This window comes from Isoptericola sp. NPDC056578 (genome assembly GCF_042793275.1).
GTDB lineage: Bacteria > Actinomycetota > Actinomycetes > Actinomycetales > Cellulomonadaceae > Isoptericola.
This window is the reverse complement of the sequence record NZ_JBHTVC010000006.1, coordinates 85,247-101,101: the sequence shown is the minus strand read 5'-3', so window position 1 is coordinate 101,101 and position 15,855 is coordinate 85,247. Positions and strand designations below refer to the sequence as shown.

At 75.5% G+C, this 15,855-nt stretch carries 15 protein-coding genes; 5 read left to right on the top strand and 10 right to left on the bottom strand.

Going from position 1 to position 15,855, the window contains the following annotated elements; all coding sequences use genetic code 11:
* Positions 1–135: 135 nt before the first annotated feature.
* The 4 genes from ACFQ80_RS04440 to ACFQ80_RS04425 all read right to left on the bottom strand — a co-directional run bounded on the left by ACFQ80_RS04440 (position 136) and on the right by ACFQ80_RS04425 (position 5,509).
* Positions 136–1,926: an acetyl/propionyl/methylcrotonyl-CoA carboxylase subunit alpha gene (locus ACFQ80_RS04440; RefSeq protein WP_430562701.1), complete on the bottom strand. Its 1,791-nt coding sequence runs from the start codon at positions 1,924–1,926 to the stop codon at positions 136–138.
* Positions 1,927–2,102: 176 nt separating this feature from the next.
* Positions 2,103–2,765 (bottom strand): nucleoside triphosphate pyrophosphatase, encoded by a 663-nt coding sequence (locus tag ACFQ80_RS04435; protein ID WP_430562700.1) that lies wholly within the window; start codon positions 2,763–2,765, stop codon positions 2,103–2,105.
* 50 nt (positions 2,766–2,815) lie between these two features.
* Positions 2,816–3,742 (bottom strand): AEC family transporter, encoded by a 927-nt coding sequence (locus tag ACFQ80_RS04430; protein ID WP_430562699.1) that lies wholly within the window; start codon positions 3,740–3,742, stop codon positions 2,816–2,818.
* A 33-nt stretch (positions 3,743–3,775) separates the two neighbouring features.
* Complete coding sequence (locus ACFQ80_RS04425) at positions 3,776–5,509, bottom strand: DUF885 domain-containing protein (protein ID WP_430562698.1); 1,734 nt, start codon at positions 5,507–5,509, stop codon at positions 3,776–3,778.
* A gap of 71 nt (positions 5,510–5,580) precedes the next feature.
* Between ACFQ80_RS04425 and ACFQ80_RS04420 the strand changes: the two genes are divergently transcribed.
* Positions 5,581–6,774: a glycerate kinase gene (locus ACFQ80_RS04420; RefSeq protein ID WP_430562697.1), complete on the top strand. Its 1,194-nt coding sequence runs from the start codon at positions 5,581–5,583 to the stop codon at positions 6,772–6,774.
* Between the two features lie 4 nt (positions 6,775–6,778).
* Here ACFQ80_RS04420 and ACFQ80_RS04415 read toward each other — a convergent pair whose 3' ends face one another.
* The 4 genes from ACFQ80_RS04415 to ACFQ80_RS04400 are packed head-to-tail and all read right to left on the bottom strand — an operon-like array spanning position 6,779 to position 9,836.
* The gene (locus tag ACFQ80_RS04415; RefSeq protein ID WP_430549708.1) at positions 6,779–7,351 is read right to left on the bottom strand and encodes a hypothetical protein; all 573 of its coding nucleotides are present in this window, start codon (positions 7,349–7,351) and stop codon (positions 6,779–6,781) included.
* Complete coding sequence (locus ACFQ80_RS04410; RefSeq protein ID WP_430549709.1) at positions 7,348–7,590, bottom strand: acyl-CoA carboxylase epsilon subunit; 243 nt, start codon at positions 7,588–7,590, stop codon at positions 7,348–7,350. The genes ACFQ80_RS04415 and ACFQ80_RS04410 overlap by 4 nt, the downstream gene beginning before the upstream one ends.
* Entirely contained in the window at positions 7,587–8,159 is a 573-nt protein-coding gene (locus tag ACFQ80_RS04405; protein ID WP_430562696.1) for a hypothetical protein, read from the bottom strand. The genes ACFQ80_RS04410 and ACFQ80_RS04405 overlap by 4 nt, the downstream gene beginning before the upstream one ends.
* Positions 8,160–8,204: 45 nt before the next feature.
* A complete protein-coding gene (locus ACFQ80_RS04400; RefSeq protein WP_430562695.1) occupies positions 8,205–9,836 on the bottom strand; it encodes an acyl-CoA carboxylase subunit beta in 1,632 nt (543 codons plus the stop codon).
* A 120-nt stretch (positions 9,837–9,956) separates the two neighbouring features.
* Here ACFQ80_RS04400 and ACFQ80_RS04395 point away from each other — a divergent pair, with 120 nt between their 5' ends.
* The gene (locus ACFQ80_RS04395; protein ID WP_430562694.1) at positions 9,957–10,835 is read left to right on the top strand and encodes a biotin--[acetyl-CoA-carboxylase] ligase; all 879 of its coding nucleotides are present in this window, start codon (positions 9,957–9,959) and stop codon (positions 10,833–10,835) included.
* A 13-nt stretch (positions 10,836–10,848) separates the two neighbouring features.
* Positions 10,849–11,910, top strand: a complete 1,062-nt coding sequence (locus ACFQ80_RS04390) for an adenylate/guanylate cyclase domain-containing protein (RefSeq protein ID WP_430549713.1) — start codon at positions 10,849–10,851, stop codon at positions 11,908–11,910.
* Positions 11,911–11,934: 24 nt separating this feature from the next.
* On the opposite strand, the gene ACFQ80_RS04385 is transcribed toward ACFQ80_RS04390, so the two are convergent.
* Positions 11,935–12,792 (bottom strand): helix-turn-helix transcriptional regulator, encoded by an 858-nt coding sequence (locus ACFQ80_RS04385; RefSeq protein WP_430562693.1) that lies wholly within the window; start codon positions 12,790–12,792, stop codon positions 11,935–11,937.
* 149 nt (positions 12,793–12,941) lie between these two features.
* Between ACFQ80_RS04385 and ACFQ80_RS04380 the strand changes: the two genes are divergently transcribed.
* Positions 12,942–13,697 carry an SDR family NAD(P)-dependent oxidoreductase gene (locus ACFQ80_RS04380; protein ID WP_430562692.1) on the top strand — a complete coding sequence of 252 codons (756 nt, stop codon included), beginning with the start codon at positions 12,942–12,944 and terminating at the stop codon, positions 13,695–13,697.
* Positions 13,698–13,703: 6 nt separating this feature from the next.
* Here the strand turns inward: ACFQ80_RS04380 and ACFQ80_RS04375 are convergent, their stop codons facing one another.
* Positions 13,704–14,516: an SOS response-associated peptidase gene (locus ACFQ80_RS04375; RefSeq protein WP_430562691.1), complete on the bottom strand. Its 813-nt coding sequence runs from the start codon at positions 14,514–14,516 to the stop codon at positions 13,704–13,706.
* Between the two features lie 92 nt (positions 14,517–14,608).
* Here ACFQ80_RS04375 and ACFQ80_RS04370 point away from each other — a divergent pair, with 92 nt between their 5' ends.
* On the top strand, positions 14,609–15,838 hold the full coding sequence (locus tag ACFQ80_RS04370) for a multidrug effflux MFS transporter (protein ID WP_430562690.1): 1,230 nt from the start codon (positions 14,609–14,611) through the stop codon (positions 15,836–15,838).
* Positions 15,839–15,855 lie beyond the last annotated feature (17 nt).

The window sequence follows — 15,855 nt, the reverse complement described above, 5'->3', positions numbered from 1 at the left end:
CCCGTGCTACCTCGCGGGGACCCGTGCTACCTCGCGGGGACCCGTGCTACCTCGCGGGGACCCGTGCTACCTCGCGGGGACCCGTGCTACCTCGCGGGGACCCGTGCTACCTCGCCGAGGGGGTGCTCCCTCGGGTCAGTCGACGATCTCGCAGATGGCGGCTCCGGCGGTGACGCCGTCGCCGGGCGCGGCGGACAGCGAACGCACGGTGCCGGCCTTGTGCGCCAGCAGCGGCTGCTCCATCTTCATGGCCTCGAGCACGACGACGAGGTCGCCCTCGGCCACCTGCGCGCCGTCCTCGACGGCGACCTTGACGATGGTGCCCTGCATCGGTGAGGCGAGGGTCGCGCCGCTCGCCGCGGAGGACGCGCGGCCGTTGCCGCGGCGGGCGGGACGGCGGGCGGCGCTCGCGCGGCGCGCTCGACCGGCGGCCACGCCGAGCCCGGCGGGCAGCACGACCTCGAGCCGTCGGCCGCCGACCTCGACGACGACGCGCTCGGCCAGCTCCTCGGCCGGCTCCTCGGCGTCGGGCACCGGCGCCGGGGCGGCCGGGGCGAGCTTGCCCAGCTCGTCGGCGAAGTCCGTCTCGATCCAGCGGGTGTGCACGCGGAACGCCGAGCCGTCGGTGGGGACGAAGTCCTCCGCCTCCATCACCGCGCGGTGGAACGGCACGACGGTGGGGATGCCCGCGACCTCGAGCTCGCGCAGCGCGCGGCGGGCGCGCTGCGCCGCCTGCTCGCGGGTGGCGCCCGTGACGATCAGCTTGGCGATCATCGAGTCGAAGGCGCCCGAGATCGTGTCGCCCTCGACGACGCCCGTGTCGACGCGCACGCCCGGGCCCGACGGCCAGCGCAGCGTGGAGACGGTGCCGGGGGAGGGCAGGAAGCCCGCGGCCGGGTCCTCGCCGTTGATGCGGAACTCGAAGGAGTGACCGCGCGGGGCGGTGCTGTCGTACCCGAGCGGCTCGCCCGCCGCGATGCGCAGCTGCTCGCGCACGAGGTCGATGCCGGTGATCTCCTCGGTGACCGGGTGCTCCACCTGGAGGCGGGTGTTGACCTCGAGGAACGACAGGGTGCCGTCCGTCCCGACGAGGAACTCGCAGGTCCCGGCGCCGACGTAGCCCGCCTCGGTGAGGATGGCCCGCGAGGCGCGGTCGAGCTCGGCCTCCTGCTCCGGGGTGAGGAACGGCGCGGGCGCCTCCTCGACCAGCTTCTGGTGGCGGCGCTGCAGCGAGCAGTCGCGGGTGGAGACCACCACGACGTTGCCGTGCGCGTCGGCGAGGCACTGCGTCTCGACGTGCCGGGGGCGGTCGAGGAAGCGCTCCACGAAGCACTCGCCGCGACCGAACGCCGCCACGGCCTCGCGCACCGCGGACTCGTACAGCTCGTCGATCTCGTCGGCGCTGCGGGCGACCTTGAGGCCGCGGCCGCCGCCGCCGAACGCCGCCTTGATCGCGATCGGCAGGCCGTGCTCCGCGGCGAAGGCGTGCACCTCGTCCGCGCCGTTCACGGGGTCGGACGTGCCCGGGACCAGCGGCGCGCCCGCGGCCTTCGCGATGTGCCGCGCGCTCACCTTGTCGCCGAGGGACTCGATCGCCGCGGGCGGCGGGCCGATCCACACCAGGCCGGCGTCGAGGACCGCCTGGGCGAACTGGGCGTTCTCCGACAGGAACCCGTAGCCGGGGTGCACCGCGTCCGCGCCCGAGCGGCGCGCGACGTCGAGCAGCTTCTCGACGTCGAGGTAGGTGTCGGCCGCGCGCTGGCCCTGCAGCGCGAACGCCTCGTCGGCGAGCCGCACGTGCAGCGCGTCACGGTCGGAGTCGGCGTAGACGGCGACGGAGGCGATCCCGGCGTCGGTGCAGGCACGGGCGATGCGGACGGCGATCTCGCCGCGGTTCGCGACGAGGACCTTGCTGATGGTGGGCACGGCTCACGGTAACGCGTGCGCCGCCGTCCTCCGGCACCTGCGGGACGCCCGCGCCGAAGTCTGTGCCGGGTACCAACGACGATCCGGGCCGTTTGGAGGGATCCCACATGGACCCGGGCGGTAGGTGGTGCCGGATGCTCCCGGAGTTGGTGGTTTCGACAGTGGATTCGACAGGCTCAGCGGGGGTCGCGGAGCGAGCGCCAGGGGACCTCCAGCTCGCCCAGCAGCTCGCGCAGCAGGGGCAGGCTCAGCCCGACGACGCCGTGGTGGTCGCCCTCGATCCGGTCCACGTACGGGCCGCCGAGGCCGTCGATCGTGAACGCGCCCGCCACGTGCAGGGGCTCGCCCGTCGCGACGTAGGCGTCGATCTCGTCGTCGTCGACGTCGGCGAAGTGCACGGTGGTGGACGACGAGGCGCCGAGCGTGCCGCCCGTGCCGCCGTCCTCGGGCGCGCGGAGGTCCACGAGCCAGTGGCCGGTGTTCAGCACGGCCGCGCGGCCGCGCATCGCGCGCCAGCGGCGGCGGGCGTCCGCGGCGTCGGCCGGCTTGCCCAGCACCTCGCCGTCCAGCTCGAGCATCGAGTCGCAGCCGAGCACGAGGGCGGACACCTCGTCGTCGTCCTCCTCCAGGCGCGCGCTCACGTCCTCCGCCTTGGCCTGGGCCAGGACGAGGACGGCGTCCGCGGGCTTGAGGTCGCCGCCGAACCCTGCGCGCGCCGCGCCGAGCACGGCGGGCTCGTCGACGGCGGAGACGACGACCCGGGGCGTGACGCCGGCCGCGGCCAGCGTGGCCAGGCGGGCGGGGGACTGGGAGGCGAGGACGAGGCTCACGGAAGGCACGGGTCGCACCCTACCGATCGGACGGCGGCCGGACCGGCGACCGGACCGGCTCAGCCCGTGTGCAGCAGCAGGGACGACACCAGCAGGACGACCGGCGAGGCGACGGTCGTGACCAGGATCGTGTCGCGCGCCAGCAGCTCGCCGGTCCGGAAGCGCGCCGCGTAGTTGTACACGTTCTGCGCCACGGGCAGCGCGGCGAGGGTCACGGCCGAGGCGACCTGCGCGGCGTCCAGCCCGAACGCGTACCGCGCGAGGACGAACGCGACCGCCGGCATGACCGCGGCCTTGAGCACGGACGCCACCACGACGGCCGTCCGCCCGCCAGGCTGCTGGAACGGGCGCGACCCGTGCAGCGACATCCCGAACGCGAGCAGGATCATCGGCACCGCCGCGCCGCCGAGGATCTCCAGCGGCGCGAGCACGGGCGCCGGGACGTCCCACCCGGTCAGCGAGACGACGGCGCCCGCGAGCGACCCGAGGATGATCGGGTTGCGCACCGGCTGCGCGAGCACGAACCGCACCGACACCCGCCCGGACGTCTGGGCGTCCAGCACCAGCAGCGTCACGGGGGCGAGGATCAGCAGCTGCAGCAGGATCACCGGCACGACGACGGCCGGGTCGCCCAGCACGTACACGGCCACGGGGAGGCCGATGTTGTTGGCGTTCACATAGCCGGCCGAGACGGCGCCGATCGTCGCCTCCGCGGCGGGCCGGCGCAGCCACAGCAGGTTGGCGACGACGAAGAGCCCGGCGACCGCCACCGCGGAGAGCGCCTGCACCAGCAGGGGCGCCTGGAAGAGCTCGCCGACGTCGGCGTCCGCGATGACAGTGAACAGCAGCGCGGGGCTGGCGACGAAGAACCCGATGCGGTTGAGCGCGGTCCGGGCGTCGGGGCCGCCGAGGCGCAGGCGCGCCGCGACGTACCCGACGGCGATGACCACGCCGATGATCGCGAAGCCGGTGAGGATGCCTTCCATGCCGGTCGACCTGCGGGGCGGGGGCGCGCCGCGTCAGCGGGCGTCGCGCAGGGCGCCGGTCAGCACGTCGAGGCCCACCGAGCCGAGGCTCAGCGCCCGGGCGTGGAACGCCCGCAGGTCGAACTCCTCGCCGCGCGCCCGCGCCGCGGTCCGGGCGTCGTCGCGGGCCTGCTCCCACAGGCGCTGGCCCACCTTGTACGACGGTGCCTGGCCGGGCCAGCCCAGGTAGCGGTTGAGCTCGAACCGCACGAACGACTCGGGCATGTTGACGTTCGCCTGGAGGAACGGCCACGCCTTGTCCGCGTTCCACACGCCCCCGCCCCAGCGCTCGGGGGCGGGCTTGCCGAGGTGCACGCCGATGTCGAGCACCACGCGGGCGGCGCGCATCCGCTGCGCGTCGAGCATGCCGAACCGGTCGCCCGGGTCGTCGAGGTGGCCGAGGTCGGCCATGAGCCGCTCGGCGTACAGGGCCCAGCCCTCGCCGTGCCCGGAGACCCAGCACATGAGGCGGCGCCACGAGTTCAGGGTGTCGCGCGCGACGACGGCGGCCGCGCACTGCAGGTGGTGGCCGGGGACGCCCTCGTGGTAGACGGTCGTCTTCTCGCGCCAGGTGTTGAACTCCGTGACGTCGGCGGGCACGGACCACCACATGCGGCCCGGCCGCGAGAAGTCGTCGCTCGGGGGCGTGTAGTAGATGCCGCCGGTCTGGGTGGGGGCGATGCGGCACTCGATGGTGCGCACGGGGCCCTCGATGTCGAAGTGCGTGCCCGCGAGGTCCTCGATCGCGGCGTCGGCGGTCTCCTGCATCCAGCGGCGCAGCGCGTCCGTGCCGTGCAGCGTGCGGGCCGGGTCGGCGTCCAGAGCGGCGACCGCGTCCTCGACGCTCGCGCCCGGGCCCGCGATCTGCCGGGCCACGGCCTCCTGCTCGGCGACGATGCGGGCGAGCTCGTCGAGACCCCACTCGTACGTCTCGTCGAGGTCCACCTCGGCGCCGAGGAACTCGCGGGAGAAGCGCGCGTAGCGCTCGCGGCCCACGGCGTCGCGCTCCGGCGCCTGCGGCGCGAGGTCGCGCTCGAGGAACTCGGCGAGGCGGGCGTAGGCACCGCGCGCGGCCGTCGCGCCACGCTCCAGCTCGGCGCGCACGAGGCTGCACGCGGCCGACTCGTCGAGCACCGCGGCGGCGTCCTCGCCGCGCACGAGGCCCAGGAAGAAGGAGTCCTCGCCGGCGAGCTCGCGCGACTGGGACACGCCCTCGCGCACCTGCCGGATCGCGGCGACCTGGCCGCGCCGCGCCGCCTCGGTGAGCGACGCGACGTAGCCGTCGATCGCGTCGGGCACCGCGTTGAGCCGCGCGGCGACGTTCTCCCAGGCCTCGACCGAGCCGGTGGGCATGAGGTCGAAGACGTCGCGCAGCTGCTGCACCGGCGACTCGATGTTGTTGAGGCTCGCCAGCGGCTCGCCCGCGTCGTGCAGCTCGAGCGCCAGGCCCACGCGCTCGCGCATCGCGGCCAGGGTGACCTGGTCGACGGCGTCGAGCCGGCCGCCGTCGCGCTCGGCCGCGTCCAGCTCGCGCAGCACGGCGCGGTCGGACTCGGCCCGGGCCTCGTGCCCGGCGGGGGACAGGTCGGTCATGCGGTGGTCGTGACCCGGCAGGCCGATCGCCGTGGCGAGCAGCGGGTCGAGCTCGGCGGACCGGGCGACGTACGCGTCGGCGACGGCGTCGACCGCGGAAGGGGTGCGGGGCGGGAGGGGGGTGCTCGAGGTCACAGGACGCACCCTATCGACCCGGCCCGAGACGGCGCGCCGCCTTTCCACCCCGCCGGGTACGGTCTGTCCTCGTGCACGAGGACGTGAAGAACACCCCCGGCCCCCGGACCCGACCCCTGAACGTGGTGGTCGCCCCCGACTCGTTCAAGGGCAGCGCCACGGCGACGCAGGTGGCCGCGGCGCTCGCGGCCGGGGCCCGCGCCGCCCTGGGCGCCGACGCCGACGTGCGCGCCGTGCCGTTCGCCGACGGCGGCGAGGGCACCCTGGACGCGATCCTCGGGGCGTGGGGCGAGGACCCGCGCACCTGTGCCACGACCGACGCGCTGGGCCGGCCCACGACGGCGCGCTACGGCGTCTCGCCCGACGGCCGCACCCTCGCGGTCGAGGCGGCGGAGGCCTACGGGCTGCCGAAGGTGTCGGACGTCGCGCTGCGTCCGCTGGACGCGACCAGCCACGGCGTCGGCACCGTGGTGCTCGCCGCTCTCGACGCCGCGCCGGAGGCCGAGGAGGTCGTGCTGTTCGTCGGCGGCTCCGCCACGACCGACGGCGGCGCGGGCGTGCTCGAGGCGCTCGGCGCGGTGCTGCTCGACGCCGACGGCTCGGCGGTGGCGCCGGGCGGCGGCGGCCTGCGCTCGCTGGCGCGGATCGACCTGGACGGCCTCGACCCCCGCGCCCGCGCGCTGCGGTGGCGCATCGCGTGCGACGTCGACAACCCGCTGCTCGGGCCGCGCGGCGCGGCCGCCGTCTTCGGGCCGCAGAAGGGCGCGACGGCCGGCGACGTCGCGGTGCTCGACGACGGGCTCGCGCACCTCGCCGACGCGCTCGCCGCCGCGACCGGTCACGACGCCCGCGACCTGCCCGGCGCCGGAGCCTCCGGCGGGCTGCCGGTCGGCCTGTCCGCCGCGCTCGGGGCCGAGCTGGTGCCCGGCGGGGAGCTCGTCGCCGAGGCGGTGGGGCTGGCCGAGGCACTGGCGGGGGCCGACCTCGTGCTCACCGGGGAGGGCCGCCTCGACGAGCAGTCCCTGCACGGCAAGGTCGTGGACACCGTGGCGCGGCTCGTGGCCGGCCGGGCGGCGGTCGTCGTCGTGGCGGGCGGCGTGGAGCTCACGCCCGCGCAGGTCGCGGACGCCGGGATCGCGGCGGCGTTCTCCCTCGCACCGGGGCCGCGCACGCTCGCCGAGCTCTCCCGCGACGCCGTGGTCGAGCTGGAGCGCACGGCGGCGCACGCGTGCCGGCTGTTCGCGGCGGGCCGCGCCTCGCGCTGACGCGTCAGCGCTTGCGGGTGCGCCGACGCACGGCGTCGGCCCAGCCGCGGTGGTACCGCACCACGACGGTCTCGGTGCCCGGCGCCCACCAGACGGCGACGGGGTCGCCGTCGCGCGGCGGCGGGAGCTGCTCCTCCTCGTCCCGGCGCACCAGGTGAGAGAAGGCGCGGTCGGCGGTGCCGTCGTCCGTCGGGTAGGACACGAGGCCGCTGAGCAGGAGGCCGGAGCTCGTGCGGCGCTCGTTCACCGAGACCGTCCCCGTGGCCGCCCGGGGGGCCGCGCCGAACGCCGCGGCGTCGCGCCCCTCGGCGGCCTGGCGCTGGTCGTCCCGGTAGCGGACCAGGGCGGCGACGGCGGTGATCATGAGGCCGGCGAGCATGGCCATGAACAGCCAGAGCTCGACCTCGCCGGACGGGTCCTCGATCGTGCGTCGCAGCACGTAGAGGGCCGCGGTCACGACCAGGGCGGGCGCCCACAGCCACCGTCGCAGCCAGCCCGGGCGCGGAGGAACGGGCAGCTCCGCCAGCGGGGCGTCGACGTCGTCGGGGCTCTCGACCTGCTGCCAGACGACGCTCACGAGTGCAGGCTCCAGCGCCACGCGTCGGCGTTGTGCCGTCCCCAGCGACCGCCGAAGCTCTTCGCCGTCACGCCCGCGCCGTTGCCGCGCACCGTGCGGGCGCGGTTGGTCCACTCCTCGACCGGCGTCTCGTCGTCGGGCAGTCCGCTCGCCGACGCGACCGCCGCGAGCCCGGCCACGAGGGCGGCGACCTCGACGTCGTCGGGCCGCCCGCGCACCACGCGCACCTCGTTGCTCATCGGGCACCTCCGAGCGGGTCGTCGCCGTCCTCGTCGTCCAGCTCGTCGTCCAGGTCGTCGTCGCCGAACTCGACGGCCGCCCCGCGCGACGTCGCCCACTCCGCGACCTCGTAGCCGCCGTCGAACAGCCGCTGCGCGACGTCGCCGCCGGCCTCGTCCAGCAGCTCGACGACGCCGTCCAGGGTGCCGGGCGAGCCGGGTGCCGGGTCGGCCACGACGAAGCCGAGGTAGAACACCTCGGCCGGCACGGCGCCCTCCGGGGCGTCGTGCGCGTGCTCGGGCTCCTCGTCGTCGCCCTCCCACACCGAGCTCGTGAGGTCGGGGTGCATGCCGAGGCCGTCGTGCAGCGCGTCGAAGACGGCGGCGTTGAGCTGGCCCACCCGGTTCTCCAGCGCGAGCACCCGCGGGTCCTCGTCCGCCTCGGAGGCGCCGAACTCGGCGCGCACGCCGACCGCGGTCTGCACGTACTCGTGCAGGGCGGCGGCCAGCGCGTCGACGGCGTGGTGCATGGGCTCGGGGTCGACCGACCCCAGCGGGGCGGGTCCGTGCGTGGCGTCCTCGTGGCTCATCTGCTCATTCTTCCCGGTTTCGACGGTGCTCAACCACCGGCGGCGTCACAGGGGGATGTTGCCGTGCTTCTTGGGCGGCAGGCTCGCGCGCTTGGTGCGCAGCGCCCGCAGCGCGCGCACCACCTGGACCCGCGTCTCGGACGGCCGGATGACGGCGTCCACGTAGCCGCGCTCGGCCGCGTCCCACGGGTTGACGATCGCCTCGGTGTACTCGTCGGTGAGGCGCTGCCGCTCCGCCTCGACGTCGCCGCCGGACTCCGCGACCTCCTTGAGCGCCGAGCGCTGCAAGATGTTCACCGCCCCCGACGCGCCCATGACCGCGACCTGCGCCGTCGGCCAGGCGAGGTTGACGTCCGCCCCGAGCTGCTTGGAGCCCATGACGATGTACGCGCCGCCGTAGGCCTTGCGCGTGATGACGGTGACCAGCGGCACGGTCGCCTCGGCGTACGCGTAGATGAGCTTGGCGCCGCGGCGGATGATGCCCTGGTGCTCCTGGCCGACGCCGGGCAGGAAGCCGGGCACGTCGACGAACGTCAGCACGGGCAGGTTGAACGCGTCGCACGTGCGCACGAACCGGGCCGCCTTCTCCGCGGCGTCGATGTCGAGCGTGCCCGCCATGGACAACGGCTGGTTGGCGATGATGCCCACCGACTGCCCCTCCACGTGGCCGAAGCCGATCAGCACGTTCTGCGCGAACAGCGGCTGCACCTCGAGGAACGACTCCGGGTCGAGGACGGCCTCCACGACGGCCCGCATGTCGTAGGGCTGGTTGTCGCTGTCGGGGACGAGGACGTCGAGCGCCTCGTCGTCCTCGGTGACCTCCAGAGGCGTCTCGTCCTCGGGCGGGAACGACGGCGCGTCGCCCAGGTTGTTCTGCGGCAGGTAGCCCACGAGGTGGCGCACGTAGTCGATCGCGTCGTCCTCGTCCGCGCCCAGGTAGTGCGCCACGCCGGACTTGGCGTTGTGGGTGCGGCCGCCCCCCAGGGTCTCGAAGTCGACGTCCTCGCCCGTCACCGTGCGGATCACGTCCGGGCCGGTGATGAACATGTTGGACGTGCCGTCCGCCATGACGATGAAGTCGGTCAGGGCGGGGGAGTAGACGGCGCCGCCCGCGCTGGGGCCGAGGATGAGCGAGATCTGCGGGATCACGCCGGAGGCCGCGACGTTGCGCCGGAACATCTCGGCGAACTGCGTGAGCGCGGCCACGCCCTCCTGGATGCGCGCGCCGCCGCCGTCCGAGATGCCGATGATCGGCACGCCGGTGCGCAGCGCGAGGTCCTGCACCTTGGCGATCTTCTCGCCGTGCACCTCGCCCAGCGAGCCGCCGAAGACCGTGAAGTCCTGGCTGAACACGCACACCTGGCGCCCGTCGATCGTGCCGTGGCCCGTCACGACGCCGTCGCCCGCCACGCGCCGCTTGTCGAGGCCGAAGTTGCGGCTGCGGTGCACGGCGAGGGCGTCGAGCTCGACGAAGCTGCCCTCGTCCAGCAGCGCCTCGATGCGCTCGCGGGCCGTCTTCTTGCCGCGCGGGTGCTGCCTGGCCTTCGCCTTCTCCTCGGCGTCGGTCACGGCCTGGGACCGGCGGCGCTCCAGGTCGGCGAGCTTGGCGGCGGTGCCGGAGAGGGCGGGCGGCTCGATGTCGGTCGTGGGGCCGGTCGAGGGGGTGGCATCGTTCACCCGACCGACCCTAGTTGGTGGGTTGCCACGCATCGATGCGCGACAGGCTGCGGCCCGCCCGGATTCTTTGGAGGGACCCCACAAAGGGTCGGTGGCCGGCCGATGGGGCACGATCGGACCGTGACCAGTGCTCCTCGCCGTGACCCCCTCGACGTCCCCGCGCTGCGCCGCGCCCTGCTCGCGCCGGCGGGCCCCCTCGCCCGCCTCGACGTCGTCGAGGTCTCCGGGTCCACGAACGCCGACCTCGTCGCGGGCGTGCGGCGGGCGCCGGGGGAGTGGCCGGCGCCCGCGGCCCTCGTCGCCGAGCACCAGGTCGCCGGGCGGGGCCGTGCGGGGCGCGCCTGGGAGACGCCGGCACGCGCCGCGCTCACCGTCTCGGTGCTGCTGCGTCCGCGGCTCGGTCCCGCCCGGCTGGGCTGGCTGCCCCTGCTCGCCGGGCTCGCGGTCGCCCGGGCCGTCGACGCCGCCGGGGTGCCCGGCGCCGCGGTGAAGTGGCCCAACGACGTGCTGCTGCCGGCCGCTGACGACGTGGCCGGGCTGGGGCCGTTCCGCAAGGTCGCGGGGGTGCTCGCGGAGGTGGTGCCGGCCGCCGGGGTCCAGGGCGTCGTCGTCGGCGTCGGGCTGAACGTCGACCAGGCCGCGGCCGAGCTGCCCGTGCCGACCGCGACGTCGCTGGCGCTCGCGGGGGCGGGGGCCTCCCGCGAGGCCCTGCTCGAGGCGCTCGTGCGGGGCCTGGTCGAGGCCGTCGGCGCGCTGGAGGACGCCGGGGGCGACGCGGGCGCGGCGGGCCTCGCGGCGGCGTACGCGGCGCGGTCGGCCACGCTCGGTCACCCGGTGCGCGCCGAGCTGGCCGGTGGCACCGACGTCGTCGAGGGCGAGGCGCTGCGGGTCGACGCGGACGGCAGCCTCGTGCTCGCGACGGGCGCGGGCGAGCGGGCCGTCACCGCCGGCGACGTGCACCACCTGCGCCGCTCCCAGCCGGGGCACAGCCCGCGCTGACTACAGTGGGGGCGTGACGAGCGACACCACGACGGGACCCGGCCTGCCGACGGACGACGACGCCCGGCGGGCGGGGGACACCGCGGCGCGGCTGGACGAGGCGATCCTCGGTGGTCCCCGCCGGTACACGCTGTCGGACCTCGTGGAGGGCACCGGTCTGTCGCAGGAGTTCATCGAGAACTACTGGCGCTGGCTGGGGCTGCCGGTCACCCACCCCACCGAGGTGGGGTTCACCGACGCGGACATGCGGGCGCTGCGCGAGATCGGCGAGCTCGTGGACACGGAGCGGCTGGACGAGCAGGCCCAGATGACGCTCATCCGCTCCCTCGGGCACACCACCGACCGGCTGGCGCTGTGGCAGGTGGAGGCGTTCGTGGAGCACCTCAGCCGCCGCGACGGCCTCGACGACGTGAGCGCGCGGCTCGCCGCCATCGACCGCATGCCGGACCTCACCTCGCAGCTCTCCCGTCAGCTCGAGCACGCCTGGCGACGCCAGCTCGCCGCGCTCACGGGGCGGCTGGCCACCGAGTTCGGGGGCGCGCGGCGCGGCACGCAGGAGGCCCACGGCGACGAGCTGCCGCTGCCGCGCGCCGTCGGGTTCGCGGACATCGTGTCGTTCACCAAGCGCACCGCGGGCCTCGGGTCGCAGGAGCTGTCGGAGTTCGTGCAGCTCTTCGAGTCCCGGGCCCGCGACGTCATCACCGAGGCCGGCGGCCGCGTGGTCAAGACCATCGGCGACGCGGTGCTGTTCGTGGCCGACGACGTGACGACCGGCGCCGAGGTGGCGCTCGGCCTGGCGGCCCCGCACGCGACCGAGCCCGAGATCCCCGTGCGCGTCGGGTTCGTGTGGGGGCGGGTGCTGTCCCGGTTCGGCGACGTGTTCGGCTCCGACGTCAACCTGGCCTCCCGCATCACGGAGCTCGCGGAGCCGGCCACCGTGCTGGTGGACCCGCACACCGCGTCGCTGCTCGCGTCGTCGTCCCGCTACGCCCTGACGGCGCAGCCGCCGCAGGAGGTGCAGGGCATCGGCGAGATCACGCCGGTGCGGCTGCAGCGCGCCTACACCGGGGCCTGACGGCCGCGCGGCGGCGGACCGCCGTCAGGAGGCGTCCGAGCGCACCACGCGGAGGGTGCGGTCGCCGACGGCCAGGTCGTCCAGCGCCCGCTCGGTCGCCGCGTCCGCCGGGAGCAGCAGCTCGATCCGCAGGTGCTCGCCGCCGCCGGGGACCAGCACCTGCGGCACCACGCGCAGGGCGCCGGCCTGCGGGTGGGTCAGCCGCAGCACGGCGTCCCGTCCCCGGTCGGCGACGGGGCGGGCCCAGCGCTCGGTGAACGCGGCTCCCGCCAGCACCGTGAGAGCGTCCACCAGCTCGCCCAGGATCGGGTCGGACGGGACCGACTCGCGCTGCAGGTCGGCCACCACGCGGTCCGCGACGGCGTCCCAGTCGGGGAGGAGGTCGTGGGCCCGGGGGTCGGTGAGGACGACGGGCGCCAGCCGCGGCTCCCCGTCGTCGAACAGGCCAGCGGGCGCGAGGAGCGCCCGGTAGGCGGGGGTGCACGCGAGCACGGTGCCGAACCGGTCGAGCAGGACGGCAGGGGCCGGGGCGAGCCGGTCGAGCACGGCGCGGGTGGTGGCCGGGACGTCGTCGTCCGGCGCGGTCGCCAGGCAGACGCCCGACCCCTGGACGTCCTTGGCGGCGAGCAGCAGCACGCGCCGTTCGTCGTGGCCGAGCCGGAGCGCGTCGGCGAGCGCGCCCATCACGGCGGGTGACGGGTGCCGGTCACGCCCCTGCTCCAGGCGGGTGAGGTACTCCACGCTCACGCCGGCGAGCACCGCCAGCTCCGCTCGCCGCAGGCCCGGGGTGCGGCGGCGCCCGCCCTCGGGCATCCCGACGTCCCGCGGGCGCACGTCCTCGCGGTACGCGCGCAGCAACGAGCCGAGGTCGCGGTCGGTCATGCGGCCAGGGTAGGCGCGCCGCGGCGTCGGAGAGTGGCCCTGGCGCGGCCAGCATGGCGGCGGCCTCCATGTGCCGTGTCGGCCGCGCGACGGTGGACGGCGTCGGCACCGACCGGTGGCCGACGCACATCCGTCGCGAGGAGAGCAGCATGGACCTGGGACTGCAGGGGCGCACCGTCGTCGTCACGGGGGCGTCCGGGGGGATCGGGCGGCACGTCGCCGCCCTGTTCGGAGCGGAGGGCGCCGACGTCGTCGTCACGTACCGCGAGTCGAAGGACGACGCCGCGCGGGTCGCGGAGGAGATCGGTGGACGCGCGCTCGTCGTCCGCTACGACCAGACCGAGGACGGCGCGGCCGAGGGGCTGCGCGACGCCGCCCTCGCGTGGACCGGCCGCGTCGACGTGCTGATCAACAACGCGGTGAGCTGGAGCCCGCCGGGGGCGGACGGTCCGCGTGACTTCGAGGACGTGCCCGACGACGCCTGGCTGGAGCCCGTGCGCGCGAACGTCGAGGGGGCCGTGCGGCTGACCCGCGCGGTCGCGCCGACGATGCGCGCGCAGCGGTGGGGACGCCTCGTGCACCTGTCGTCCATCCTGGTGCGCGACGGCGACGAGGGCACGACGTACTACGCCACGGCCAAGGCGGCGCTGCACGGGTTCAGCCGGTCGGTCGCGTTCGCGCTCGGGCGCGAGGGCGACATCCTGTCGAACGTGGTGCTGCCCGGCCTCACCCGGACGGTGCGCAACGCGGGGATCGTCGAGGCGTTCGGCGAGGCCTCGGCGGCGCGCGCCCCGCTCGGCCGGCTGCTCGACGCCCGCGAGGTGGCGAACGCCGTCGCCTACCTGGGTTCCGCGGCGAACACCGGCATCACCGGGCAGGAGGTCGCGGTGACCGGCGGCGCCTGACCGCGCTCACGACCGACCCGTCGCGACGACGTCCGGGTCCCGCGGGTCGGGGTCGACGTCGATGAGCGAGGGCCGGTTGTTCTGCACCGACCCGACGGCGTCGCCCACCGGGCGGGTGGCCATGCCGACCTGCGGTCCCGTGACGATGCCCATCGCCTGCTCGGCCCCGACGGCGGGGTCGAGCCAGGCGTCCCACGACGCGCGCGGCAGCACCACGGGCATGCGGTCGTGGATGCGCTCCAGGTCCTGCGACGCCGCCGTGGTGATCACGGTCGCGGAGACGAGCCAGCGGTCGGGGTCGTCGTCCGCCTTCGTCCGGTCCCGCCAGAACTCGTACAGGCCGGCGAGCGCCGCGACGCCGCCGTCGTCCGGGTGGATCCAGTAGGGCTGCTTCGGCACCTTGCCCTTTGACCCGCCCTTCGACCCGCCACGCTCGGGGGCGCCGGGCGGCAGCTCGAGCTTGCGCCACTCGTAGTAGCCGTCGGCCGGCAGCAGGCAGCGCCGGACGCCGAGCGGCTTCGCGAACGCCGACTTGTCGAGGAGGGTCTCGGTGCGCGCGTTGATCATGCGCGCGCCGATCGACGGGTCCTTGGCCCACGACGGCACGAGACCCCAGCGCGCCAGCCGCAGCGAGCGCGTGATCTCCCCGGTCTGTCCGCCCTCGAGCCGCTGCGGGCGCTCGACGACGATGCGCACGGCATCGGTGGGGGCGACGTTCCACGACGGGGGCAGGAGGCGCGCGTCCTCCGCGATCTCGGCGACGGCGAGGTCGTCGGCGATGTCCTGGGCGTCGCGGAAGGACGCGTAGCGGCCGCACATGGGTCCATCGTGACGCATCCCACCGACACCCGTGCGGGTGGCCGCGGGATTCTCCCTGGGCTCGGTCGTAACGATTCGATAGGATCGGGGTCATGCCCTCCGACTCCGCGAGACTTCCGCGCGCCCGCTCTCCGTACCGTTGGGTCATCATGCTCGGGGCGCTCGCAGCGCTGCCGGCGTTCACCGTCGACATGTACCTGCCGTCGCTGCCCGAGGTGGCGGCCGACCTGGGCTCCTCGGCGTCGTTCGCGCAGCTGTCCGTCTCCGTGATGCTCATCGGCGGCGCGCTGGGGCAGCTCACCATCGGGCCGCTGTCGGACCGCTTCGGGCGGCGGGCGCCCCTCATGTGGGGCCTGGCGCTGCACGTGGTCACGTCGATCCTGTGCGCGTTCGCGCCCAACATGACCATCCTCGTGGGCCTGCGCCTGATGCAGGGCTTCTTCAACGCCGCCTGCGGCGTCGCGGCGATGGCGGTCGTGCGCGACCGGTTCGTCGGTGCCGAGGCCGCGCGCATCCTGTCCCGGCTGATGCTCGTCATCGGCGTCGCGCCGATGCTGGCGCCGACCTTCGGCTCCGCGGTCGCCGCCGCGGCGGGCTGGCGCTGGGTGTTCGGCTTCCTCGCGCTCGCGGGCGTGGCGATGGGCCTGGTCGTGTGGCGGTTCATGCCGGAGACGCTCCCGGCCGGGCGCCGGCAGGCCGGCGGCGCGCGCGGCGTCTTCGCCGGCTACCGCACCCTCGTCAAGGACCGGCAGTTCATGGCGCTCGCCGTCATCCCCGGGCTCGGGCAGGCCGTGCTGATGAGCTACGTGGTCGGCTCGCCGTTCATCTTCCAGGAGGGCTACGGGCTGACCCACGGGCAGTTCTCCGTGCTGTTCGCCGTCAACGGCCTGGGCCTCGTGCTGTCCGCGCAGGTGAACGCCGCCCTGGTGCGGCGCGTGGCGCCCATCCGGCTGCTGCGGGCCGCGCTCGCGATCCAGGGGGTCGTCGGGGTCGGGCTGCTGATCGTGGCGCTCACCGGGGCGGGCGGGCTGATCGGGCTCCTCGCGATGCTCTGGCTCGTGCTCGCGTTCCAGGGCCTCATCCCTGCCAACGCGTCGGCCATCGCCCTGTCCCGGCACGGCGAGCGCGCGGGCACCGCGGCCGCCGTCATCGGCGCCGTCCAGTCCGGCGTCGCGGGCCTCGTCTCCCCGCTGGTGGGCGTGCTCGGCGGCGACGCCGTCGCGATGTCCTGGGTGATGCTCGCCGCGCTGGCCTGCGCGCTCGCCGTCCTCGCCTTCGCGACGCCGGCCTACCGCAAGGACGGCTGGGTCAAGCTGGCGTGATCGCTCGACGGCCCGAC